Source organism: Marinobacter sp. 3-2, from assembly GCF_003751355.1.
In the GTDB taxonomy this organism is placed as follows: domain Bacteria; phylum Pseudomonadota; class Gammaproteobacteria; order Pseudomonadales; family Oleiphilaceae; genus Marinobacter; species Marinobacter adhaerens.
The window spans coordinates 225,074-247,154 of sequence record NZ_RJUQ01000013.1 but is presented as its reverse complement, the minus strand read 5'-3'; the positions used below and the strand labels follow the sequence as shown (position 1 = coordinate 247,154).

At 58.6% G+C, this 22,081-nt stretch carries 23 protein-coding genes; 10 read left to right on the top strand and 13 right to left on the bottom strand.

What is annotated here, in order from left to right:
• Positions 1–29: 29 nt before the first annotated feature.
• Both EDB94_RS08580 and EDB94_RS08575 read right to left on the bottom strand, forming a co-directional pair.
• Positions 30–1,925: a flotillin family protein gene (locus EDB94_RS08580; protein ID WP_219908243.1), complete on the bottom strand. Its 1,896-nt coding sequence runs from the start codon at positions 1,923–1,925 to the stop codon at positions 30–32.
• A 24-nt stretch (positions 1,926–1,949) separates the two neighbouring features.
• A complete protein-coding gene (locus tag EDB94_RS08575) occupies positions 1,950–2,579 on the bottom strand; it encodes a hypothetical protein (protein ID WP_108018101.1) in 630 nt (209 codons plus the stop codon).
• Positions 2,580–2,789: 210 nt separating this feature from the next.
• Here EDB94_RS08575 and EDB94_RS08570 point away from each other — a divergent pair, with 210 nt between their 5' ends.
• The 4 genes from EDB94_RS08570 (at position 2,790) to EDB94_RS08555 (ending at position 5,663) form a co-directional block, all read left to right on the top strand.
• On the top strand, positions 2,790–3,083 hold the full coding sequence (locus EDB94_RS08570) for a DUF6471 domain-containing protein (protein WP_108018100.1): 294 nt from the start codon (positions 2,790–2,792) through the stop codon (positions 3,081–3,083).
• 43 nt (positions 3,084–3,126) lie between these two features.
• Positions 3,127–4,284 (top strand): toxic anion resistance protein, encoded by a 1,158-nt coding sequence (locus EDB94_RS08565; RefSeq protein WP_108018099.1) that lies wholly within the window; start codon positions 3,127–3,129, stop codon positions 4,282–4,284.
• Positions 4,285–4,387: 103 nt separating this feature from the next.
• Positions 4,388–4,738, top strand: coding sequence for a RidA family protein (locus EDB94_RS08560; RefSeq protein WP_008177087.1), 351 nt, complete (start codon positions 4,388–4,390; stop codon positions 4,736–4,738).
• A gap of 76 nt (positions 4,739–4,814) precedes the next feature.
• The gene (locus tag EDB94_RS08555) at positions 4,815–5,663 is read left to right on the top strand and encodes a sulfurtransferase (RefSeq protein WP_108018098.1); all 849 of its coding nucleotides are present in this window, start codon (positions 4,815–4,817) and stop codon (positions 5,661–5,663) included.
• Between the two features lie 29 nt (positions 5,664–5,692).
• On the opposite strand, the gene EDB94_RS08550 is transcribed toward EDB94_RS08555, so the two are convergent.
• Both EDB94_RS08550 and EDB94_RS08545 read right to left on the bottom strand, forming a co-directional pair.
• A complete protein-coding gene (locus EDB94_RS08550) occupies positions 5,693–6,217 on the bottom strand; it encodes a cytochrome b (protein WP_088558428.1) in 525 nt (174 codons plus the stop codon).
• A gap of 63 nt (positions 6,218–6,280) precedes the next feature.
• Positions 6,281–6,625, bottom strand: a complete 345-nt coding sequence (locus EDB94_RS08545; protein ID WP_053113681.1) for a hypothetical protein — start codon at positions 6,623–6,625, stop codon at positions 6,281–6,283.
• A 219-nt stretch (positions 6,626–6,844) separates the two neighbouring features.
• On the opposite strand from EDB94_RS08545, the gene EDB94_RS08540 reads away from it, so the two are divergent.
• Positions 6,845–7,570 (top strand): response regulator, encoded by a 726-nt coding sequence (locus tag EDB94_RS08540; protein WP_014579078.1) that lies wholly within the window; start codon positions 6,845–6,847, stop codon positions 7,568–7,570.
• Positions 7,567–8,985 (top strand): HAMP domain-containing sensor histidine kinase, encoded by a 1,419-nt coding sequence (locus EDB94_RS08535; RefSeq protein WP_108018097.1) that lies wholly within the window; start codon positions 7,567–7,569, stop codon positions 8,983–8,985. Before EDB94_RS08540 ends, EDB94_RS08535 begins: the two co-directional genes overlap by 4 nt.
• 6 nt (positions 8,986–8,991) lie before the next feature.
• On the opposite strand, the gene EDB94_RS08530 is transcribed toward EDB94_RS08535, so the two are convergent.
• From EDB94_RS08530 to EDB94_RS08490, 9 genes are all read right to left on the bottom strand, one after another.
• Positions 8,992–9,222: a hypothetical protein gene (locus EDB94_RS08530; RefSeq protein ID WP_014579080.1), complete on the bottom strand. Its 231-nt coding sequence runs from the start codon at positions 9,220–9,222 to the stop codon at positions 8,992–8,994.
• Between the two features lie 30 nt (positions 9,223–9,252).
• Positions 9,253–11,001 (bottom strand): glycosyltransferase family 39 protein, encoded by a 1,749-nt coding sequence (locus EDB94_RS08525; RefSeq protein WP_108018096.1) that lies wholly within the window; start codon positions 10,999–11,001, stop codon positions 9,253–9,255.
• 9 nt (positions 11,002–11,010) lie between these two features.
• The gene (locus EDB94_RS08520; RefSeq protein WP_053113691.1) at positions 11,011–11,679 is read right to left on the bottom strand and encodes a TVP38/TMEM64 family protein; all 669 of its coding nucleotides are present in this window, start codon (positions 11,677–11,679) and stop codon (positions 11,011–11,013) included.
• Between the two features lies 1 nt (position 11,680).
• Complete coding sequence (locus EDB94_RS08515; protein ID WP_014579083.1) at positions 11,681–12,448, bottom strand: glycosyltransferase family 2 protein; 768 nt, start codon at positions 12,446–12,448, stop codon at positions 11,681–11,683.
• A gap of 93 nt (positions 12,449–12,541) precedes the next feature.
• Positions 12,542–13,954, bottom strand: coding sequence for an ATP-binding protein (locus EDB94_RS08510; protein WP_014579084.1), 1,413 nt, complete (start codon positions 13,952–13,954; stop codon positions 12,542–12,544).
• Positions 13,951–14,634, bottom strand: coding sequence for a response regulator transcription factor (locus EDB94_RS08505; protein ID WP_053113696.1), 684 nt, complete (start codon positions 14,632–14,634; stop codon positions 13,951–13,953). Before EDB94_RS08505 ends, EDB94_RS08510 begins: the two co-directional genes overlap by 4 nt.
• A gap of 22 nt (positions 14,635–14,656) precedes the next feature.
• On the bottom strand, positions 14,657–16,204 hold the full coding sequence (locus tag EDB94_RS08500; protein ID WP_108018095.1) for a glycosyltransferase family 39 protein: 1,548 nt from the start codon (positions 16,202–16,204) through the stop codon (positions 14,657–14,659).
• Positions 16,188–17,195, bottom strand: coding sequence for a glycosyltransferase family 2 protein (locus EDB94_RS08495; protein WP_260312542.1), 1,008 nt, complete (start codon positions 17,193–17,195; stop codon positions 16,188–16,190). Before EDB94_RS08495 ends, EDB94_RS08500 begins: the two co-directional genes overlap by 17 nt.
• A complete protein-coding gene (locus EDB94_RS08490; RefSeq protein WP_260312541.1) occupies positions 17,167–17,541 on the bottom strand; it encodes a GtrA family protein in 375 nt (124 codons plus the stop codon). Before EDB94_RS08490 ends, EDB94_RS08495 begins: the two co-directional genes overlap by 29 nt.
• 257 nt (positions 17,542–17,798) lie before the next feature.
• Here EDB94_RS08490 and EDB94_RS08485 point away from each other — a divergent pair, with 257 nt between their 5' ends.
• The 4 genes from EDB94_RS08485 to EDB94_RS08470 are packed head-to-tail and all read left to right on the top strand — an operon-like array spanning position 17,799 to position 22,065.
• Positions 17,799–18,509, top strand: a complete 711-nt coding sequence (locus EDB94_RS08485; protein ID WP_181259023.1) for a thermostable hemolysin — start codon at positions 17,799–17,801, stop codon at positions 18,507–18,509.
• A complete protein-coding gene (locus EDB94_RS08480; RefSeq protein WP_108018092.1) occupies positions 18,493–20,679 on the top strand; it encodes an AMP-binding protein in 2,187 nt (728 codons plus the stop codon). Before EDB94_RS08485 ends, EDB94_RS08480 begins: the two co-directional genes overlap by 17 nt.
• Entirely contained in the window at positions 20,666–21,448 is a 783-nt protein-coding gene (locus EDB94_RS08475) for an SDR family oxidoreductase (protein ID WP_108018091.1), read from the top strand. The genes EDB94_RS08480 and EDB94_RS08475 overlap by 14 nt, the downstream gene beginning before the upstream one ends.
• Complete coding sequence (locus EDB94_RS08470) at positions 21,445–22,065, top strand: tetratricopeptide repeat protein (protein ID WP_108018090.1); 621 nt, start codon at positions 21,445–21,447, stop codon at positions 22,063–22,065. The genes EDB94_RS08475 and EDB94_RS08470 overlap by 4 nt, the downstream gene beginning before the upstream one ends.
• Positions 22,066–22,081: the final 16 nt, after the last annotated feature.

The following is a 22,081-nucleotide window of genomic DNA, read 5'->3' as shown; positions in this document are numbered from 1 at the left end:
GGCAGACATCCGTCTGCCGGCCATCGAACTTAGTCCGTTGTGTCGTTGTCGGTCTTGAGACGACCGGCTGACCCGCCATTCATGATTTTCTCCATGATGGAGCTGACGAATGGCGTCATGCTCGAAGCGTTCTTCAAAAAGTGATCTGCGGCTCGACCGTAGCCGATACCCTGAGCCACCTTGTTGAAGACATCGCCGTCACCACCAATGAATTCCATCTTGGCGTTGGCCAACGCTTCGCCCATAGCTTTGGCCTGCGCTTCGCTGATTCGAACGTTCGCCTCAATCCGAGACATAGTCTCGTCGCGGTGGATGTCAAGGTTACGGTTCATCACCTCGAACTCGCGGCTCGACTCGTCCATGCGCTCGTAGGCTTCTGCCTTCTTCGTGATACCTTGCGCTTCGGCTTCTGCCATCTTCAGAGCGGCTGCAGCCTTTGCGTTGCCGAGTTCTTCCTCGCCCTTGGCCCTGGCAAGCAGCATGTCTTCTTCGTTCTTCGCGCGGGTTTCGCCTTCCAGACGCTCTGCTTTTGCGGCCTCGCTGCGCCCAAACGCTTCAGCTTCGGCCACGGCCCGTGATGCCACTGCATCCGCTTCACGGATTTGCGCCTGCGCCAGGCCTGGTGCCGCTGCCTTCGCTTTTTCGCCTTCAGCAATTTCAATCATTGCAGCCTTGCGCAACTCGGCAGACTGACGCTCTGCCTTGGCGCTTTCCACCTGCTCGATACGCACCTGATCAGCCTTGGCTTCTGCCGTGATAACCAGGGTTTCCTTGTTACGCTTGGCATCTTCGCGGTTGCGCATGCTGAGGATGTTTTCTTCTTCCTCGGCCACACGGGCTTCGACCTGAATACGCTCGGCCTGGATGTCTGCAATTTCTTTCTGTTTGACCTCAAGCACCTTGTCCTTCTCGATCCGCTGCTCTTCTACGCGGCGTTCGCGGTTAATATGCTCTAGCTCAGTTGCTGACTGGATAGCCACTTCTTCCACGGCAATCGCTTTTTCACGGGCCTTGGCCGCGAGCTCTTGCTCACGTTGACGTTCCTCTTCGGCAATATCGATCGCCTTCTGCGCTTCGGTTCTTGCAAGTTCTGAGGCGCGGCGCTGCTCTTCATGAGCTGCATTGCGACGAGCTTCTTCTTTCGATGTTAGCTCGGCAATTTCACGATCCGTCCGGGCTTTGGTTTCGGCTTGGGTTTTACGGAGCGCTTCCTGCTGCTCGAAAGCGGCGGTGTTACGCTCACCGATGGCAACCTCTGCGTCGCGTTCCAGAACGTTAGTCGCAACACGGTTCTTTTCGGTAATTTCCTTGATACGGCGGATGCCGTCTGAATCCATGATGTTGTTTGGATCCAGCTCGCTGACAGGCGTTTGCTCGAGGTAGTCGATGGCCACATCTTCCAGGACGTAGCCATTCAGATCCGCGCCGATCAGATCGACGATGGCCTGACGGAACTCCTGCCGCTGCTCGAACAGCTCGACAAAGTTGAATTTCTTGCCGACAGTTTTCAGAGCCTCAGAAAACTTTGCGTTGAACAGTTCGTCTACTGCCGCCTTGTCACTGGCGCGTGCAACGCCCACTGACTTGGCGACGCGCAAAACATCGTCCGCTGTTTCATTCACCCTCAGATACAGGCCAATGGAGATGTCCGCCCGGTAGTTATCCTTACAGATCAGGCCGTTCTTTCCACGGCGATCAATTTGCAGAGGGATAACGCTGATGCGCATTTTCTCGGCGCGATGGATAACCGGGAGCACCATGGCACCGGTGAAGTGGACGCTCGGGATTTTGCTCATGTTGTTAACAATGAGCGCCTCGCCCTGATCTACCTTTTTGTAGAACGCATTGAAGAGTCCCAGGATGCCCATGATCGCGACGAAGCTGACGCCGACGATCATGAATACCGGCATAATCCAATCAAGCATGTTAATTACCTCAGTTCCTTGGTGTTAACGGGTCAATCCCGTCAGAAAATCGGCTTCAGGAACGACCTGATACACCGCGTCGTTTTTGTGGTACTTGATGACCACAGCTTTCTCTCCCGGCGCCATTTCTGTGGAGCTACGGGCTTCGAGTCGGAGGTGGGCACCATTGACCGCACAGTCAATCACACCCGCAGTAGGGGAAACGGCATAAACCACAATGCCCGTAGCACCCAATAGATCGTTATTGGAGGCCCGGGTGTTCTTAAAAAGTGGCTTGAGTGGTTTGATAATCCATGCCGCCGGTTTGAGGCACAGCAGGGCAGAACCAAGCAGGATTAGTATCGAACCAATCATGGCAACGAGCCCTGAGGCCTCGGGCCCAAATATCAATAAATCGGCGAAATAGCTGATGGTCCAACCAGACAGGCTGATCGCGGTGAGCGCCACCGAAAGGGGAACTCCATCAAGGCCCAGGGATGCTGCAACGCCCGCAATGCCCTCAAGCCCGCCATCGGGGAGCTCAGGATCAATTTCTGGCGTGTCAAAGTCCGCCAGGCCGATCAGCGCCACGCCCCAGTACATCAGGCAGAACAATAGAAGGCCGGTCCAAAGGACCGTGGGGAAGGAGGAAATCAGGGTGAAAAACGTTTCCATACGTTTTCAAATCCTTTTGGAAGTCCGTTTTATGCGCGCTTCAGATAATACACACAAGCTGTCGTCTCGAGTCATTGTGACACTTAACACAGACAGAGCATGTGTTCCTTTTGTGTATTGAGAAGTCCGTTAAAGTTTCAGATGGAACTATAACGAAACAACTGTTATATCATATAGATCAGATCACAAATACAACAGGAATTGACTCGCATGGAAGGAGCGAAAGCCAACGGGCTGGAATATGAGGAGGTGAGCAGACGCCTTCTGAAAGCCGAAATGGCCAAGCGAAGTCTGCACTGGGACGACCTTTCCCGCGACCTCGCCAGTGTCGGAATCGACCTTTCCTCAGCGAACCTCCGGCGCATGGTTTCGATGGGCACCCTGCGAGCCTCTGTTTTTCTGGCGCTGATCGAACTGTATGAAATCGATACCGCCAATTCGGAAGAAATCCGCCACTATATTCAAACCATCCGACGCTATCCCGTGGGGCCTGCGTCAGCTTAATTTGGAAAAGAGGGCTTAACGGTCCTGGCAGAAGGAAACAAGCATGAGCGAAAAGGAACTAAAAGCCGCAGTTGCCCAGGATGATCGCCTGCCAGAATTGAAAATTAAGGCAGCCGAAGTGGTACAGCAACTTGTCGTTATCGGTCCACGGGAGTTGGATCAGCGCCGAGAAATGGTGACTGAAGTCGAGACCTTGGGTAGGGAAGTCGAACACAAACTATCCGAGACCAGCGCGCTTCTAAAAAAACCGATTCATGAACTTGCACAGGCGGCAGAGGACGGCAGCGAAGTTGATCAGAGGCTGCTGGCGCTGCAGGGCAAGGTCCGTGAGGTTAACCCTAACGAAATCGACTTTTCGATGGGCTTTATGCGCCGCATGCTGTCCAAGCTTCCCTTCGTAGGCACGCCGATCTCTCGTTGGGCATCCAAGTATCAGGAAGTCAGTTCGGTAATCGAAGATATCGCCAATGCGCTTCGGCTGGGCATGCAGCAGCTTTCCGAAGATAACAAGTCGCTCGCGGTTGATCGCGACCGTATGCGTGCACTCACCTTTGAGCTTGAAGACTATGTTGCCTTCGGTGAGTTGCTGGATGCGGAAGTGGTGAGCAAGATTGAACAGGAAACCGATGCTGAGAAGAAAAAGTTCCTTGAGGAAGAAATTCTGTTTGCCCTTCGCCAGCGCATCATGGACCTTCAGCAACGGCTGGCCGTCAACCAGCAGGGCGTCCAGTCGGCCGATTTGTTGATTGGCAACAACAAAGAACTGATTCGCGGCATCAAGCGCGCGCTGGATGTCACAGTCGAAGCGCTATCCGTTGCTTCCACCATCGCGATGGGCCTCGCCCGTCAGAAGAAACAGCTGGACGCCCTTCAGACCACCAATGAAACCGCTTCTGACCTTCTTCTGCAAACATCCGAGCGACTCAAAACACAAGGCGTGGAAATTCACAAACAGGCCGCAAGTGCATCACTGGATATGGACAAGCTCAAGCAGACGTTTGCGAACTCCCTGGCTGCCTGGGAAGACATCAACAGCTTCCGCCGTGAGGCGCTGCCATCAATGCGTCAGACCATTAACGAGTTACAGACGCTGTCTGACAGCCAGCGTGAACTGACCGAACAGATGGAACAGGGGCAGGCGGCTCGCAACCGGTTTTCCAAGACCTTCTCACTGGACAGTATCGAGCATAAATCCAGCTAAGACAGAGGGCCCCCATAGCCCCCGGTACAATGATCAAAAACCGTGAGGTCGCAGGCCAGTCGGAAAACACTGCGCTGCTGACATCCCCAACAAGGCCATCACCATGACCATTGAACGTATTTCCACCAACAGCCGAATGAGCAAGATCGTAAAACACAACGGCACCGCTTACCTTTGCGGTCAGGTTGCCAAGGACCGTAACGCCGATATTCATACCCAGGTAACCGGGATGCTGGAGAAAGTCGACGAGCTGCTCGAGACCGCCGGCTCCAGCCGCGATCGAATCCTTTCTGCAACCATTTACCTGGCAGACATGGCCGATTTCAAAGCCCTGAACGAGGTGTGGGACAACTGGGTGCCTGAAGGTACGGCGCCGGCCCGGGCCTGCGTTCAGGCTCAAATGGCGTCGCCGGAGTTGCTGGTGGAAATCTCGGTGATTGCCGCAACCTCCTGACGGCAGCCGGGAAGGTCTGGCGATTTGTCGGTCTGAGAAGTCGGCCGTTTATTTCTGGTAGGAACAGGAGCACACCATGGCGTCCCCACTCGTAACCACCGACTGGTTGCAGGAAAACCTCGATAACGAACGGTTGGTTCTGATCGACGCGAGTATGGCCACGGTTATTGGCAAGGAGCCGATCGTTTATGATCACCCGGTGTGGATGCCGGGGAGCTTCCAGATTGATCTGGAGGGAACGCTCTGCAATACGGAATCGGCCCAGCTCCATGCGTTTCCCACCGAGGAGCAGTTCACTCAGGAAGTTCGCAGGCTGGGCATAACGCCTGAAAGCCTGGTGGTGCTTTATGACAACCAGGGAATCTATTCCGCTCCCCGGGCCTGGTGGATTCTCCGGTCGATGGGCCTCGAACAGGTTTTCGTGCTCGATGGTGGCCTGCCACAGTGGTTGGCAGAGGGGCGTGAAACGGTTTCGGCTCCGATTAATGGTGCGGCTTCCGCCGGGAACATGGCGGGCCGTCTGGACCGCGGACGGGTTCGGGATTCCGCCTTCGTGCTTCAGCATTTGGACGACGAGCGAGTTTCGGTGATTGATGCGAGATCCCGGGCGCGGTTCCTGGCCCAGGCCCCGGAACCCCGTCCGGGTGTGCGCGGCGGCCATATTCCGAACTCACTCAATCTTCCGTTTACCGAGGTGCTGGATGGTTACCGGTTCAAGCCAGTTAGTGAGCTGGAATCAACGTTCAAGCGGCTTGCTCCGAGCCTCCAGCCCGGAGACGGGCATCAACTGGTGTTTTCCTGCGGTACCGGCATCACCGCCTGCATCATTCTGCTGGCGGCGGAGCTGGCCGGGTATGACCAGCTTTCTCTTTACGATGGTTCCTGGGCGGACTGGGGCAGCGACGATTCGCTGCCGGTGGCTTGAGCCCGAGGGTTTTCCTGTATCCCGGGCCGTCAGGCCATGCGCTTCATGATCCGGTCTCCCAGCAGGTACTGGTGTGCCAGGGCGGCAGCCACGTGTATGCCGATCATGAGCCACAACACGTTGGCCAGCACTTCATGAACCTCTTCCCCGCTGTCTTCCAGCCACTCGATTTCCGGGCCGTAGCCAAAGACTGTCCAGCCGAAAAAGGTAACAGGATCGCCTTCACCGAGGGAGGATGCGAGCCCTGACAGCGGCATCAGGATCATCAGGGCATAGAGCGCAATGTGCCCGAGCTTGGCCATGGTCGCCCATTGAGCCGGTGGTGTTATACGTGCGCGGTTAAGCCAGCGCCAGAGACCGCGAAAGATAACCAGCCCGAAAATGGTCAGGCCCAGGGTCTGGTGCCAGGCCATAAGCGACGCATCAGAGAGTGTGTGCTCCAGGGCTTCAAACCAGACTTCGCTGGCAAGCATTACCAGCAACATAACCGCCATTATCCAGTGCACAGCCCGGGAAACGGCCCCATAGCGGTTGTCAGCGTCCATCAATGTCATCGCGATTCTCCTTGATCAGGGGTTGGCGGAGCACCTTCCGGGCCCCGCGCTGTCAGCTGGCAATCAGTCCCGGCGGCCGCCGCGAACCGGAGCGCCGTACTGGTTGAATTCCTGCTCCCGGATCAGGTTCTGCTCGGCATCCCGCAGTTGTACCCGGTAGGTGCCATCCGGAGTTTCGTCAACGGACACCTTCACGCCCGGTCCAAAGCGCCTGAGTGCCTGGCCATAGGCCATAATGCGCATCTCGTCGGTGCTGTACTGCTTGAGGCTGGCGCGCATGTGCTTGCCGTCACCGCGATGTTCATAGCGGTCTTCTTCCCAGTAGTCGTCATCGGCCGATGCCAGCAGGGGCGCCGTACTGAGCAGGGCAGCGGCAGAGATGGCGGCAATGGTGGTGGTTTTCTTCATGGTTGAACTCCTTGGTTGGTTTAGTCCTTATTGGGAATGCCCTCGTTTGTCAGGATCTATTGCATCAAGGAAACGTCGCAGAATTGTCTCGGTGACCCACCGACTTTGTCGCAACTTGTCGCAAGGCCGGGATTTGCGACGGTTTTTGACAAGATCGCGCCCAAGTGGGAAGTCGACTCCCCTATAATCAGGGCAGACGGTAATTCAACGGAGTAACGAGTGAGCGACTCTCCCACCATCCTGGTCGTCGATGACCACCGGGACATTCGAGATCTGGTCGGCCGCTATCTTCAGGAGCATGGCCTGCGCGTGCTGCTGGCAGATGGCGGCGATGCCATGAAACGACAGTTGCGACAGCACTCCGTCGACCTGGTTGTGCTGGACATCATGATGCCCGGGGACGATGGCCTCACTCTCTGCCGTTACCTTCGTGAGCACACCGAGTTGCCTGTTATTCTGCTTACAGCCATGAGCGAGGAAACCGATCGCATTGTCGGCCTCGAAATGGGCGCCGACGATTACCTCACCAAACCCTTTAACCCCCGGGAGTTGTTGGCCCGCATAAAAGCAGTTCTGCGCCGTACCACAGCGCTGCCACCGCAACGCAGCCCCATGGCCGGGCAGTCCCTGACGTTCGAGGGCTGGACGCTGGACGTCGACCGCCATCAACTCATCGATCCGGAAGGTGTCGAGGTGTCGTTGAGTACCGCCGAGTACAAGCTTCTGCTCGCCTTCCTCGAGCACGCCGGTCGCGTGTTGTCCCGTGATCAGCTGATGGACCTGACCCTCGGCAGAGAGGCGGATGCTTTCGATCGCAGCATTGATAATCATGTCAGCCGCCTGCGCCGAAAGATCGACCCGGATGCCCGCAGCCCCAGGCTGATCAAGACAATCTGGGGCGGTGGCTACCAGTGGATTGCTGCGGTCGAAGGGGCTGAACAATGAGACTGTGGCCAAGGCGCGCCGGTGGGCAGCTGGCGCTGTTATTGATTCTGGTGCTGCTGGTGGCCCAGGTTATCACCATCGTTATTCTGGCGGGTGAGCGCCAGGGAGCGTTGCGCAGTGCCAGTCTGGAACACGTCCTCCAGCGGGTGGCCGATGGCTATACCCTGGCCGATACTACCGATCCGGAACGGCAGGAGCGCATCCTCCGGGCACTCTCCAGCCCGACCCTGCGGCTTTCCATTGATCCCGCGCCCTATCTGACCGAGGATCAGTCCTCCGACATGAGGCGCCGGCTGGCCGAGGAGCTGGGTCTGCCCGTGGCGCAGGTTCGAACGGCCATGGAGGCTGATGGAGACGACTGCCTGCGGGATCGCGATGATCATCGGGACCGTGAACGGCATGACGATGAGGATGATGAACACCACGAGTATGAAGAACACCGTGATGATGACGACCATCACGATGAACGGCACGAATGCCCGCCGGTGCTGGGTGTTTCCCTGGCGCTGTCTTCCGGCCAGTGGTTCAATGCCCGGGCCCGGCCACCGGCGCCCTCCTGGCTGTGGCTAAAGGCGACGCTCACCAGCGTTGGTATTACCGCAGTGCTGCTCACGCTGACCTTATTGCTGGCGGTCCGTCGAATACTGCGGCCAATGAACGAGTTGAGCCAGGCGGCCCACGCGTTCGGGCGGGGGGAGAAAGTCCGGATTCCTGAAAAGGGACCGGAGGATGTTCGTGAGGTTACCCGCGCCTTCAACCAGATGCAGGATCAGGTTGGCCGCGCCCAGGAAGACCGGGCAAGGCTGCTGGCGGCTCTCGCTCACGACCTCAGGACACCCATTACCTCCATGCGGCTGCGGGTGGAAATGCTGCCGGAAGGTGAGGACAGGGACCGTCTTCTCGATTCCCTCAGGGAAATGCAGCATCTTGCCGAAGCCACCCTCGATTTCATCCGGGGCACCACCACCGAACAGCACCGTCGCTATGATCTGGCGACCCTGCTGGACAGCCTGTGTGGTGATCTCCAGGAAATGGGCTTGGCGGTGCACTGTGATGACAGCCCGAGATGTGTACTTCAGGGCCAGCCCGAAGCCGTCAAACGTGCCCTGCGTAATTTGATTGAGAACGCCGTTAATTATGGCGAGCAGGCGGAAGTAACACTGGCAACCACAGACACAGAAGCGGTTGTCACGATTGTTGACCAGGGTCCGGGAATTCCCGAGGCGGACCGGGAACGGGTTTTTGAACCCTTCTATCGGCTGGAACACTCACGCAGCCGCGAAACCGGTGGCGCAGGCCTGGGCCTGGCTATTGCCCGTACCCTGATTCGGGGGATGGGTGGCGATATCCGGCTGGATGCTGGCCCGGGAGGTCAGGGCCTGCAGGTTTCGGTGACTTTGCCCAAAACCAGGTAGGGCCTGTCAGAACAGCACTTCGGCACGGGCAAATCCCAGAGCGTCGAGTGCCTCGACGGTCGCATCCAGGTTTGCGTAGCTGCAAACATGATCGTCGTCGGATATCAGGAAAAAGGTCTTTCCTTCAATATCCTTAAAAAGTATGACCCATTCGTGCGCATTCGAGGGGGATCGTACGATTTTCACGGAATCAACACGGTTTTCTTCCCGACGGGCTTTAATTTCATGCTTTTTCATCGTTTCTTCTTCTCTTAATCCCTCGCCAGCTCAATCCTGCCAACTGCCGGGCTCAGGCGTGGTAAACCGTTTGACCTTGTCTGGTGGTGCGCAGCTGGGGTTCATTTGTTCATCAGTCAATAATAGGTAGCTGTCCCGGTGTGCCGTGCCCACGGGAATGGCACCCTCTTTGGTGAAGCAGGGTAGCTTAATCTGATCGGCGACGAGGAGATAGCTGTCCTCGGTTTCGCTCATCCATAACCAGGCATTGCGATTTTCCTGTTCCCGACCGGTGAAGAAGCTGAAATGGGTAAAGTCGCGTTTGGAAAACAGCAGGAACTGTTCCCGGAAGTCGATCATGCCGAGCTGCCCGCCGGGCGGGATATGCTGTTCTGCGGCGGCCAGCACGTTGCGAGGAGTTCGAAGCGGCTCAAGAATTCGATAGCCCCAGGTGCCCAGCAGCAGCCAGGTGATCATCATGGCCAGGAACAGACGCCCCAGCGCACGGGAGCGCCAGAACCCGAACAGGGTGATCAGCCAGGCCAGTCCTATGACGAAGACGAACGTCCCCGCCTCGTGCAGTTTGGCCGGGTCGGTGCTGTAGTCAGCCACTTTTTCAACCAACCTGGGGTGGTCGTTCCAGGCCAGGACGCCAACCGCCATCAACGCGATACCGAGCAGTAACTGCACACCTGTCAGGAGCGGCGGAAACCACCCCGCCGGTTTCTGGCTGCTAAGCAGCGGGGCGAGAATCAGCGCCAGCATGGGCAATGCTGGCAACAGGTAAACACCGCGCTTGCCGGGGCTGAGGCTGAAAAACACGATGACCAGGGCAATCCAGCCCAGAAGTACAGGAATAATCGGCCGGTACCGGGCGGTTTCAGACAGGGGCCGGATCAAGGCCAGCAGCAACAGCGGAAGAGGAAACCAGAGCGAGGGAATTACGCTGGTGAGGTAATAGTACCAGGGCTGGATATGGCCCCATGAGTCGGCATAGCGCTCGCCGGTCTGCTTGAACAGGATATTATTCCGATAAGCCAGGGCCTCTTCGGTGCCGAGATTGTTGACGTAAAGCACCATGGGAATCAGCCAGGCGGCAACCACTGCCAGCATGGCCAGCGGGCCCAGTGCGCATCGCCAGGTGAGCGTGCCACGGAACAATGCGCGATCGCGAAGCTTCATGACCACGATCGGAATGAGCATCAGCGCCGGCAGGAAGCCAACCCCTTTGGTGATGATCCCGAGCCCCATAAACGCCCAGCCGACGAAGTACCAGCCCCAGGCGGGCCCGGTGAAAAAGTGTCGGATCAGGCCGTAGCAGGCAACCGCAATCCAGCAGGCGACCATGGCGTCGATCTGGGCTTTCTGGGCCTGGATCACGAACTGGGGCGCAAGCATCAGCAACATGACCGCGATGGCACCGGTTCGCTGGTTCCACAGGCGGGTGCCCAGATCAAAGACCAGTCCCAGTGTCAGCAGGCTACACAGCGCATTGGGCAGCAGGAATGCAATCTTCAGGTTGCCGGTCAGCCAGTAAAAGAAGGCAATACTCCACATGAATACCGGTGGCTTGTCCGGGTAGAACTCACCACCCCGCATGGGGATCAGCCATTGCCCGGAGGCGACCATTTCGCGGGCCACTTCCGCGAACCGCGGTTCGTCGGCAGGCCAGGGGGAACGTAGTCCGATCCCGGTAAAAATTACGACTGCGGCAAAGGCCAGCAGTAACAGCAGGAGTTGATTGCGGGACAGGTTAAACACGGTGTCCGGCAGGTGGCGGACGAAGGGTGATGCAGCCATGGTTCGGTCTCAGAGAGAGTCGGAAACGGAATCGGCCAGCGTCCTGGCCCTCTGGTTGTGATAGAGAAAAGCACCAATCAGCGAGGCGAGAATGAAAAAGCCGATGCTCACGGCAAGCTGATAGGCATTGGCATTGCCGATACCGGCACCGGCCAGGGCAAACACCAGCATCTGGGGCAGATAGCCCAGGGTGCTGCCGAACAGGAACGGTGAGAAACGGATCCCGGAGCAGCCTGCGACAAGGTTGGTCACCAGGTTACTGCCCACCGGCAGCAAACGCACCATGAGAACCTTCAACAGCGTCTGCTCCCGGAACAGGCGATCAAACTGCTGCATGCGATGGCTGAACCGCCGGCTCAATGGCGTTCGCAGCAGCCAGCGGGCGGTCAGGAAACAGCCGGTGGCCCCAATGGCGGCGGCCAGGGTCGACAGCAGTGTCCCGTTGAGCCCGCCCAGTGCAAAACCCAGCACGAAGGCGAGCAACTGGCGTGGAGCGCCAAGGCCGGTAAACAATGCGCCGGCGAGGGTAATCACCACCAATCCGCCGACACCATGACTGTGGAGATAGTTCGCCACTTCATTCTGGTCGGCAATGAAGTCGAGCCAGCCGTTGTGGATGGTCAGATAGCCAACCAGCACCAAGGCTGCGAAGGCCAGCCAGCGGGAACTGTTGATCATGTCAGGAGCGCTCCGCCACCGATCCCTGTGGATCGGCCTGACCGGCACTGCTGATAACAGGAACCCGGGTGCGGTGCAGCAACCAGAGTACACCGAGCAGATCCAGGATGCCGGCCCAGGTCCGGTTCCAGGCGTTGTACTTGGAAATCCCTGCGGTGCGTGGGCGGTGGTTTACCTCCACGATGGCAATGTCACCGCCGATCCCTCGTACCAGCGCCGGGATGAATCGGTGTCCGTGATCGAACCAGGGGAGTTTGAGGAAGGTTTCCCGGGGAAACAGCTTCAGGCCGCAACCGGTATCGGGCACGCCATCATGAAGCAGTGCATCCCGCACGCGATTGGCCAGGCGTGACTGGAATCGCTTCCACGCAGTGTCCTTGCGATTCTTGCGATAGCCGGCAATACAGAAGTCCGGGTTCCGCATGGTGTTGGCTTTCTGCAGCATGGCGGGAATGTCGGCCGGATCATTCTGGCCATCGCCATCCATGGTAACAATCAACTTACTCCGGGCCTGTCGGATACCCGATGCCAGGGCACCGCTCTGGCCGATGCTGCGCTCGTGGCGAATGGTCAACAACCGGCCCCCGAGGGCCCGGGCTGTCCGAACGGCTGTGTCCAGCGTGCTGTCGGTGCTGCCATCATCCACCAGCACCACCTCAAAGCCGTGATAGTCACGCATTACCCCATAGGCCTCGGTCAGCAGGGTAGCGATGTTGGCTTCTTCATCCTTGGCCGGTATAACCAGCGAAAGAGTTCTTTCCTGACCCATGTAAAGACATCCTCGAAAACGGAATATCAACCGGGCCGTCTGTCGGCCCTGTTCAATTGGGCCGGAGTATCCTCCTCAAACCTTAAAACAACCTTAAACCTTCTTGAGACGAGAGGTGGCACGGGCCGGGAGCCAGATGCTGACGCACAGGCCCGAGTTGCCATCCGGCCGGTCGCCCAGGGTGAGCTGGCCACCATGAAGTTCAGCGATGCGCCTGGCGATGGCCAGCCCGAGACCCGCGCCACCACCGAGTCGCTGGTCCAGCCGGACAAAACGGCTCAAAGCCCGCTCACGTGCCTCGGCTGGGATGCCGGGGCCCTGGTCGCACACGGTTATATGGTATCCCTCACCGGCAGGCGTGAGGTGTGTTTCGATGCTTGTGTGTTCGGGGCTGTACTGGATGGCGTTCGCCAGCAGGGAGCGCATGAGGGTGTTGATCAAGGCACTGTGGCAGGAGACCAGGGCCTGACCGGCATCGTCCTGCAGCACGGGGTCGATGTCCTTTTTCAGGGCCAGCGGTGCCACATCGGCAATGCTCTGTTCCACGATGGCAGACAGGTTGTGGTATTCCGGGGTGAAATCGGCACCAGAGTCGACGCGGTTGAGCAGCAGCATCTGCTCAACCAGGTGCACCATGCGGTCCACGGACTGGATCAGATCGCCGTATTGCTCCGGGTCGTTCTCGTAGACTTTTTCCAGATTCAGACGCAGGGCCGTAAGCGGTGTCCTCAGTTCATGGGCGGCATCGGCAGAAAACCGCCTCTCCCGTTCCAGGGCCTGGTTGAGGCGCCGGAGCAGACCATTCACCGCCTGCACCAGACCGGCGACTTCCTTGGGCGCCTGCCGGTCGTCCAGTGGGTGTATATTTTCCGGGGCCATGTTGCGTACGGGCTTCTCGAGCTTTCTAAGTGGCTGGAAGCCCACCTGGATCGACACCAGCACTGCCAGAGCCAGCACGGGCAGCACGATCAGGAAAGGCAGTACGTTGCCGAGAGCGATTTCCTGGCTGAGTTCATCCCGGACATCTTCACGCTGGGCCGTGCGGATCCAGAAACCGGTCGCCGGATCTTCAAGGGTGAAGGTTCGCCATTGATATCCGGCTACTTCCTGCCATCCGAAACCACGCTCCAGGCCCTGCGAATCGTTGGCGCGCAGGGTGTCCAGAATCGGCTCCCGGTCCGGCGACCAGACCTCAAAGGCCAGCTTCCGTTCGTATTTGTGGCCCGCGCCGCCGGGCAGGATTTCATTCTCCTCCTCGTCGCCCTGGTACACGCCGTCTGGCAGTTGGAGCGTCTTCTCCAGGGTATGACTGATCTGCTCCATCGACTGCGTGGAAGAGAGATGCTCAACCAGGCCCTGGACAATGCGGGTGCTCTGGGCCAGCTCCGCGTCGAAAAGCTCTTCCAGTTGATGGTCGCTTACGTAGAAGCCCCAGCCGGCAGCAATCAGAGTGATGAAGAACACCGTGCTGGTGATCAGAAGGATCAGTTTTCGGGTCAGGCTCATTCGGGAGAAACCTCCGCAGCGGCCTTGCTGTCCAGCATGTAGCCAACGCCACGGACGGTGCGGATGGTCTGTTTGCCAACGCGCCGGCGCAAATGATGGACATGCACCTCAAGGGCATTACTCTCTGCGCCCTGCTCCCAACCATACAGCTGCTCTTCCAGCCGACGGCGGGTTGCCACCTGGTCGGGGTGGCGCATCAGGTAGTGCAGAATCTGGAATTCGCTGCGCGGAAGAGCCGCCGTTTCGGTCCCCAGCTTGAGCTGGCCTGAATCGGGGTCCAGAATCAGCCTGCCCACCTGCAGACCGCCTGTCCGGACACCGGCTCCGCGCCGCGTAACGGCCCGAATTCGAGCTTTCAGTTCCGCCATGGCGAAGGGCTTCGTCAGGTAGTCGTCAGCGCCCGCATTGAGGCCCTGAAGTTTTTCGTCCAGATCGCCGCGGGCGGTGAGGATGATGACCGGCGTCTCGATACCCTGGCTGCGTACCTTTTTCACGATATCCAGCCCGTCCACGCGGGGCAGCGTCAGATCCAGGATGGCCAGATCGAAGCTATCGTTCAGGAGTGCATTGAGCGCCTGCTGGCCGTCATCCAGCCAGTCAACGGTGTTCTGCTCGTCACGCAACATACCCAGCATGGTGTTGGCCAAAAGATGATCGTCTTCAATCAGCAATATTCGCATACAGCAGGAATCCGGTTGGTTTTCAGCTAAGCGGGTGATCGTTGGATGCATTGTAATCGATACCGCCGGTTTTGCTTTTTTCCTGAAAGCTGGTCGCGGTATTTCCCGAGGATGGCTTCAACAGGAAAAGCCGGTAGCGACGGTTTTCCTCAATCGGTCTGGTGAGGTCTTCAAGGCGCCTGATCATTGCGGTGTTGCCCTTCTCTACAGCCAGAGCCATGGGTTCCTGCAGGTTGCCCGATTCAATGCGATCGATAACGTCTTCCTGGGCAATGGCATGAGCATCGCCACGGCTGTAGAAGCGTGCCGAGAACGGGGCCTTGCCCAGGTAAAACAGATTGTCTGCGCTCATGCCGGGGAGTTGTTCGATTTGCGCGACCAGATCCCGCTCGGTTTTCAGTTGCTCCGGATGCAGGGTAAGCCAGCCTGCGGCGGCGATCCCGATCATGGGGATTGTCAGCACTGCAGCCAGGCTGGAGGCCGGCATCCGACCGGAAAGTTCCCTCGGCCAGAGGCTGGATGCCAGCACGGCAAGAAACGGCAAACCGGGAAGCACGTAGGTCCAGAGAATGTTGCCGGAGAGGGTGAAAAAGACGGCAGGACTCAGCGCGGATGCCAGAACCAGCCCGCCCACGCCTTTTTCAACGGGCTGCCACTGTTGTGGTGCAGGTTGACGGCGCCAGCGGCTAACGCCAAAAGCAACAATCGCGATCAGACCCCAGGGGAAACTGGCGGCAACCAGGTACAGCCAGATGGTGCCCCGGGTAAACTCGTGTGCGTTGCCATAAAGATCACCCTGCCAGCTACTGACAAGGAATCGCTTGATGTGTTCTCCCACGATGAAGTAATCGAGAAAACCGGGTGTCTTGAGCTCGGCGAGAACGTACCAGGGGGCTGCAATGGCCATCATCAAAAGTGAACCGCGTAGCCAGGGCAGTTGCTGCCACAGGACCAGCCAGCGTCGGGTCGTCGCAACCCAGAGAAAAACCGGCAGCCCGGTCAGAACCAGAATCAGCGGGCCCTTGGCGAGCAGGCCGATGGCAAGACCGATAAAGAAGAGCCAGCCCCACACCATGGGGCCGCCCTGAAGACGAACCACAAGACTGGTCAGTACCAGCGTTGAGCCGAGGGCAAGGAACGAATCGGTCATCACCGTGCCCGCTGTCAGGAAGCCCAGGGCCGTGGTGGCGTAAATCAGAGCGGCCCAGAGACCAGCCGACGTTGCCGCTTGGCTGTCGCGTTCGGGATGCAGGTAACGACGCAGGGTGAAGACCAGGTAGACGATAATGACATTGGCCAGCCAGGATGGCAGCCTGCCCGCGAATTCAGAAACACCCAGCAATTTGAACGACAGTGCCTGCGTCCAGAACGACAGTGGTGGCTTGCCCCAGAACGGCACTCCGTAGTCGAACCATGGGGTTATCCAATCTCCGGTGTGGGCCATTATGCGGGCAATTTCGGCATAGCGCGGTTCGGTGGTGTCCGCCAGCGGCAGTATCGCCGCCAGTCCGAGCCGTGCGGCAAGCACGGCAAACAGTAGCCAGAGCAGGGTGTTAATGTTTCTGGTCATTACCCGCTACTCGCAGTTGGGTGAGAACCGGCTGGGCAATGTCGTCGCTGTCTTCCGCAACAATAAACACCGGGCGCTGCTTGGTCTCCATGTAGATCCGACCGACGTACTCCCCCAACAGGCCAACGCATAGCAGTTGAACCCCTGAAAGGAACGTGATCATGGCAATCATGGAGGCGTAACCCGGTGTGGATATGCCGAAAGCCAGTGCCCGGATAACTTCCCAGGTGCCGAAAAGGCCTCCGGCGCCGGCGGCAAAGAGGCCGAGGATCAGGGCAATCCGCAGTGGGCGCGTGGAGAACGAGGTAATCCCTTCCATCGCCAGATGCATGAGCTTCAGATAGTTCCACTTGGTTTTGCCTGCAAGACGTGGATCGCGGTCAAATTCGAGAGTGACCGTTGGCATGCCAACCCACGCGAACATGCCTTTCAGGTAGCGGTTGCGTTCGGGTAACCGGTTGAGGGCATCTACGGTGCGCCGGCTCATCAGTCGGAAGTCGCCAGTATCCACCGGTATCGATGCGTCACTTATGTGGTTGATCAGACGATAGAAAATGCTCGCAGTGGTGCGTTTCAGCCAGCTTTCACCGGCCCTTGATCGCCGTTTCATCAGAACGACGTCTGCCCCCTGCTGCCATGCCTGAACCATTCTCGGGATCAACTCCGGGGGATCCTGGAGATCGGCGTCCATCAGTACCACGGCACCGCCACGGGCACTCTCAAGGCCCGCGGTAACGGCCGCTTCCTTGCCAAAGTTCCGGGAGAGCTGAACGACACGGATTCCGGTGTAACGGTCGCTGGCCCGCAGCAGCTGTGCAACAGAATCGTCCCGGCTGCCATCGTCCACGAACAGCAGCTCAACCTGGCCCGGCAGTTGGCGGCAGACCAGATCCAGCCGTTTCAACAGGGTCGGAATCACATCGGCTTCGTTGTGAACCGGGATAATGATGCTCAGCATCGGGTTACTGAACGTTAATTGTCTGTTCTTCATGGAAAACAAACCTCTGTGCAAAGAGATAGTTGGCAAAGGCAACCAGGCCGGTCGTGATTAGTTGCGAGGGGGCGACGCTGAGACCCGCAAACAGGAGTAGCGAAAAGCCCGCTAAATTGAGGGCCCAGCCCAATGCAGCCCCCGTGAGATATCGCGGGAACGCAATTCTATGAGGCAGGTTGGAACAAAAAGCGTAGCGATGCTGGCCAACATAATTTGCCAGCAATCCAGCCGTGGCACCGGTGGCGGTTGCGAGAACGGCGTTCAGTCCCCAACCGATCAAGATCAGCATGGCCAGCCAATGCAGCAGGGTGGCGACGCCACCGGCCAGCAGGAATCGTGGCAATCTGCCCCAGCCATTTGACCGCAATAACGGGAATCTCATACAGCCTCACTTAAGAACCCGGGCGTTATCGGAAGAATCCGAATGATGGCCGGCACGTTACCGGGCCATCCTTAAGCAAGCCTTAACCGCGACCTCTGAAAAATCTTAAGCCGGCCTTAAGGTTTCTCCCGGCCGTCCTTAAGCCTGGTTTAAGGCTTTGCTCCTAATCTGGTACCCGTGATCAAAGCGCCCACGGGGAGCGAAACTGGAGAGCCCATATGACAGACCCGCTGATGATGTCCACATGTTGTCCCCCGGACTCCGGGGAGGTGGTTCCGGTCATCCGTTGTGCCGGTCGCTGGTTTAACGAGATCCGTCCCGAGACGGCAATGGCCGGGACGGTCGCGGATTTTATCCGTCGGCGCTTCCTGCATGCCTTTGGCGCCGAGCCTTCTCTGCGCATACCGGCATTGCTTGCCCTGACAACGGCTCAGGGCAGTCTTCTTGCCGCGGTCGGTGTTCGTAACGCCGCGCTGGAAAAACTGTTCCTGGAAGATTATCTGTCGGTGCCGGTGGAGTCGGTGATGCCGGTTGCGGGCATCGAGCGACATCGGATCGCGGAGATTGCCCATCTGGCGGGCGTTGAAGCCGGCGTCAGCCGTTTTCTGTTTGCCTCGTTGTCGGTGTGGCTGGATGGGGCCGGTTATGACTGGGTGGTGTGCACCGGCACGGATCAGCTACGCAACAGTTTTCATCGCCTGGGCATTGCCACTCAGGTCCTGGCGACTGCCGATCCCGCCATGTTGCCCGATGGCGGTGCCGGCTGGGGGCGTTATTACGACCATCATCCGGTGGTGATGGCCATTCGTGTCGCCGATGGTATGTCGGCACTGCGGACCGCCGGTTTGCTCCGGTTGATTCAGCCGGTTGAGTCCGAAGCCCCCGGAGAAGAAGCGATGGCAGGAGGTTCCTATGGCCACATTGCCTGAACTTCTTCAACGCCAGGCGGCCGTCCAACCCTCACAAACGGCGCTTCAAGGGCCGGAGTCGGCCTTCACTTATGCTCAGATGATGCAGGCGGCCGAGGCTCTCGCCGACCAGTTGACCCGCCTTGGTGTGCGCCGGGCCGGCCTGTGTGGCGACAACTCTGTGGCGTGGATTCTTGCCGATCTGGCCTGTTTGCTTGCCGGCGTGGTGTGTGTCCCCGTGCCGGTGTTTTTTTCACGGACTCAGACGGAACACCTGACTGAACGCGCGGGCCTTGATTGCCTGTTGTCAGGAGGCGCAAGCAATGGCGGTGAGCACATCGGCCATGGTGTCTGGCTAAGGCATTTGCCGGTAACAGCGGCAGCCGCCTGGATGCCGGAGCAGACCGCGAAGATAACCTTTACGTCTGGCAGTACAGGCAACCCAAAGGGCGTCTGCCTGTCGGTGGCCCAGATGACGGCCACCACGCTGGCCTTGAAGGAGCGTCTTGAGGGCGTCGACCTTGAGCGGCACCTGTGCATCCTGCCACTGGCCACATTGCTGGAGAACATTGCCGGGGTTTATCTGCCATTGCTTATGGGCAGTACGGTAATGGTCGCACCCTTGCAGGATCTGGGCATGACCGGAAGCAGTGGGCTGGACATCGGCCGGCTGGTGCAGGGCATCAACGAACACCAGCCGCAATCCCTGATTCTGGTGCCGGAACTGGCTATGACGCTGGTGTCTGCGGCCGAACAGAAACAGCTGGACAGTAATTCTTTCCGGTTTCTGGCGGTTGGTGGCGGACGGGTTTCGTCCGACCTGCTTGCCAGGGGCCGCGCGGTCGGCCTGCCGCTTTATGAGGGTTATGGGCTTTCCGAGTGCAGTTCCGTGGTTGCATTGAACGTGCCTGGAACCGAACGCGAAGGTGCGGTGGGTAAACCGCTCTCCCATGTTCGGGTACGGGTGGATGACCGCGGACACATTCTGGTGGCCGGGAACACCCACCTGGGTTACCTGGGGGATGAACCGGTAGGGGATGAGTGGCTGGATACCGGTGACCTGGGTTCCCTGGATGCCGGGGGTTTCCTGTCGGTGAGCGGTCGCGCGAAGAATCTTCTGATTACCAGCTTTGGTCGCAACATCAGCCCGGAATGGCTGGAGAGTGAACTCATACAGGCGATAGGTGCCCGCCAGGCGGTGGTGTTTGGTGATGGCGATCCCCGCCCTTCCGCCCTCGTTGTGGTGCAGGATGGTCGTTCACCTGAAGCGTTGCGCTCGCAGCTGGACGCTCTGAACAACAATTTGCCGGACTACGCCCGTTTGTCCGGTGTCTATATCCGCCGTCAGCCATTGAGCCAGGCTGAGGGCTACCTGACTGCAAACGGCCGGCCTGTTCGCCAACAGATTCAGGCGGATCTGCCAACGCTGCTGGCCGGCGCATTTCCGATTTTCATGAATCTTTCGATATCCAATTCTGAACTTTCAAACCCGCCAGGAGGATCTTTCATGGCATTTTTCGATCGACTGCAGTCCGAAACTGCACAAGCCCGCGCCCACGTAACCGGTGCGCCTGTTATTGAGGCCATCCGCGAGGGCCGGTTTGACCTGAATGGCTATACCTGGTTTCTCACCCAGGCGTATCACCACGTGAAACACACCGTGCCCCTGATGATGGCGTGCGGTGGCCGCTTACCCGAGCGTCTGGAATTTGTGCGAAAGGCGTTGGTGGAATACATCGAGGAGGAGTATGGCCACCATGAGTGGATCCTCAACGATCTTGCGGCCTGCGGAGAGGACAAGGAAGCCATTCGTCATGGCAGCCCGGATACCTCTATCGAGCTGATGGTCGCCTATCTCTATGACCGCATTAACCGCGGTAACCCGGCCGCCTTTTTCGGCATGGTTCAGGTGCTTGAGGGAACGTCGATCGAGCTGGCGACGCCGCTCGGTGAAGCCATCCAGAAACAGCTTGGCCTGCCCAAGGAAGCGTTCAGCTACCTCTACTCCCATGGTGCTCTGGACCAGGAGCATTTCGAGTTCTTCCGGAACCTGATGAACGAAATCACCGATCCGGATGATCAGCAGGCCATTATCGAGGCGGCCCGTATGGTCTACCGGCTATACGGCGACATGCTGCACAGCATTCCCGTGCCCGAGAATCGCAAGGAGCGGCGCCATGAGGCTGCATGATCGGGTGTTCCTGCTTCTGGGTGGCACCGGCGGTATAGGGAAGGCGCTTGTGGAACCGTTGGTCAGGGCAGGTTCTCGGGTGATTATCGCTTCCCGGCACCCGGAAAAGCTCGAACATCGGGAAGGTGTCTCGCTCGTACATCTGGATCTTGCGGCGCCGGACCTCGACCAGCAGCTGGTTCGGCTCGGCGATGCCTATCCGGATATTGATGGCGTTATCCACTGTGCCGGCCAGAACTGCTTTGCCAGCCTGGGCAATATGACAGTTAATGAACTGGACGCCCAGATTGCCGTCAATCTCCGGTCAGCGATGATTGTCGCCAGGCATTTTGCACCAAGGTTTGAAAAAGCCGAACAGGGAGCGCTGGTGTTCGTGGGGTCCACCTTTGGCAGCATCGGTTTCCCCGGCTACACCGCATACTGCGCCAGCAAGTTTGGTCTGCGCGGTTTCAGCGAAGCCCTGCGCAGGGAACTGGCCGATACTCCGGTTCAGGTGATCTATGTGGCCCCCCGCGCCACTGCCACGGACATGAACCCGGAGGCCGTGAACGAGCTGAACCGGGCACTTGGCAACGCCATGGACGCGCCTGAGGCGGTGGCGGCGCAGATTCTGGCGGCTATGGAAAATGACGATCGCCGGCGTTTTCTGGGCTGGCCCGAGAAGTTGTTCGTGGTCATCAACGGCATTCTGCCCAAAATTGTCGATAAGGCGATGCTGAAGCAACTGCCGGTGATCCGGCGGTTTCTGAATCCGGGAGTGTTGTCATGAAACGTGTTTTATTGATGGTCTTGTGTCTGGCTGCCCAGCCGCTTTGGGCGGCTGCTCTTGAGACCGAGTTGGCCGACATTCAGCATCGCTGGGCCGAGATCCAGTACCAGGTACCGGAGGACGAAAAAGAGAAAGCCTTCGAGGGCCTGGCTGGCGAGGCGGAACAGTTTGTTGCCCATTATCCGGATCGGGCAGAGCCGCTGATCTGGCAGGGTATTGTGTTGAGCACCTACGCCGGTGCCAAAGGTGGTCTGGGTGCCCTGGGCCTGGTCAAGGACGCCCGGAAATCCCTGGAATCGGCCCTGGCAATCGATCCCGATGCGCTGGATGGCTCGGCTTACACATCCCTTGGCAGCCTTTATTACCAGGTCCCTGGCTGGCCACTGGGCTTCGGTGATGACGACAAGGCCCGTCAGTATTTGCAGAAAGCATTGGCGATCAATCCTGATGGTATGGATGCCAATTTCTTTTTTGGCGATTTTCTGCTGGACCAGGGCGAGCCTGAACGAGCCCGGAGCTATCTGCAGAAAGTCCTCGAAGCACCCGACAGGGCGGGCCGCGACGTCGCTGATGCCGGTCGGCGGGAAGAAGCCAGGAACCGTCTGGACTCGCTCTGATTCGTCGTCTCCGGAA

Bases quoted from the DNA above. Each gene is read 5' to 3' on its own strand.
- EDB94_RS08555 (WP_108018098.1), top strand. From the start codon at position 4,815: ATGGCGTCCCCACTCGTAACCACCGACTGGTTGCAGGAAAACCTCGAT.
- EDB94_RS08475 (WP_108018091.1), top strand. From the start codon at position 20,666: ATGAGGCTGCATGATCGGGTGTTCCTGCTTCTGGGTGGCACCGGCGGT.
- EDB94_RS08560 (WP_008177087.1), top strand. From the start codon at position 4,388: ATGACCATTGAACGTATTTCCACCAACAGCCGAATGAGCAAGATCGTA.
- EDB94_RS08570 (WP_108018100.1), top strand. From the start codon at position 2,790: ATGGAAGGAGCGAAAGCCAACGGGCTGGAATATGAGGAGGTGAGCAGA.
- EDB94_RS08515 (WP_014579083.1), bottom strand. From the start codon at position 12,448: ATGGGTCAGGAAAGAACTCTTTCGCTGGTTATACCGGCCAAGGATGAA.
- EDB94_RS08505 (WP_053113696.1), bottom strand. From the start codon at position 14,634: ATGCGAATATTGCTGATTGAAGACGATCATCTTTTGGCCAACACCATG.
- EDB94_RS08550 (WP_088558428.1), bottom strand. From the start codon at position 6,217: ATGACATTGATGGACGCTGACAACCGCTATGGGGCCGTTTCCCGGGCT.
- EDB94_RS08530 (WP_014579080.1), bottom strand. From the start codon at position 9,222: ATGAAAAAGCATGAAATTAAAGCCCGTCGGGAAGAAAACCGTGTTGAT.
- EDB94_RS08535 (WP_108018097.1), top strand. From the start codon at position 7,567: ATGAGACTGTGGCCAAGGCGCGCCGGTGGGCAGCTGGCGCTGTTATTG.
- EDB94_RS08510 (WP_014579084.1), bottom strand. From the start codon at position 13,954: ATGAGCCTGACCCGAAAACTGATCCTTCTGATCACCAGCACGGTGTTC.
- EDB94_RS08485 (WP_181259023.1), top strand. From the start codon at position 17,799: ATGACAGACCCGCTGATGATGTCCACATGTTGTCCCCCGGACTCCGGG.
- EDB94_RS08470 (WP_108018090.1), top strand. From the start codon at position 21,445: ATGAAACGTGTTTTATTGATGGTCTTGTGTCTGGCTGCCCAGCCGCTT.
- EDB94_RS08495 (WP_260312542.1), bottom strand. From the start codon at position 17,195: ATGAAGAACAGACAATTAACGTTCAGTAACCCGATGCTGAGCATCATT.
- EDB94_RS08545 (WP_053113681.1), bottom strand. From the start codon at position 6,625: ATGAAGAAAACCACCACCATTGCCGCCATCTCTGCCGCTGCCCTGCTC.
- EDB94_RS08500 (WP_108018095.1), bottom strand. From the start codon at position 16,204: ATGACCAGAAACATTAACACCCTGCTCTGGCTACTGTTTGCCGTGCTT.
- EDB94_RS08575 (WP_108018101.1), bottom strand. From the start codon at position 2,579: ATGGAAACGTTTTTCACCCTGATTTCCTCCTTCCCCACGGTCCTTTGG.
- EDB94_RS08525 (WP_108018096.1), bottom strand. From the start codon at position 11,001: ATGGCTGCATCACCCTTCGTCCGCCACCTGCCGGACACCGTGTTTAAC.
- EDB94_RS08480 (WP_108018092.1), top strand. From the start codon at position 18,493: ATGGCCACATTGCCTGAACTTCTTCAACGCCAGGCGGCCGTCCAACCC.
- EDB94_RS08565 (WP_108018099.1), top strand. From the start codon at position 3,127: ATGAGCGAAAAGGAACTAAAAGCCGCAGTTGCCCAGGATGATCGCCTG.
- EDB94_RS08580 (WP_219908243.1), bottom strand. From the start codon at position 1,925: ATGCTTGATTGGATTATGCCGGTATTCATGATCGTCGGCGTCAGCTTC.
- EDB94_RS08520 (WP_053113691.1), bottom strand. From the start codon at position 11,679: ATGATCAACAGTTCCCGCTGGCTGGCCTTCGCAGCCTTGGTGCTGGTT.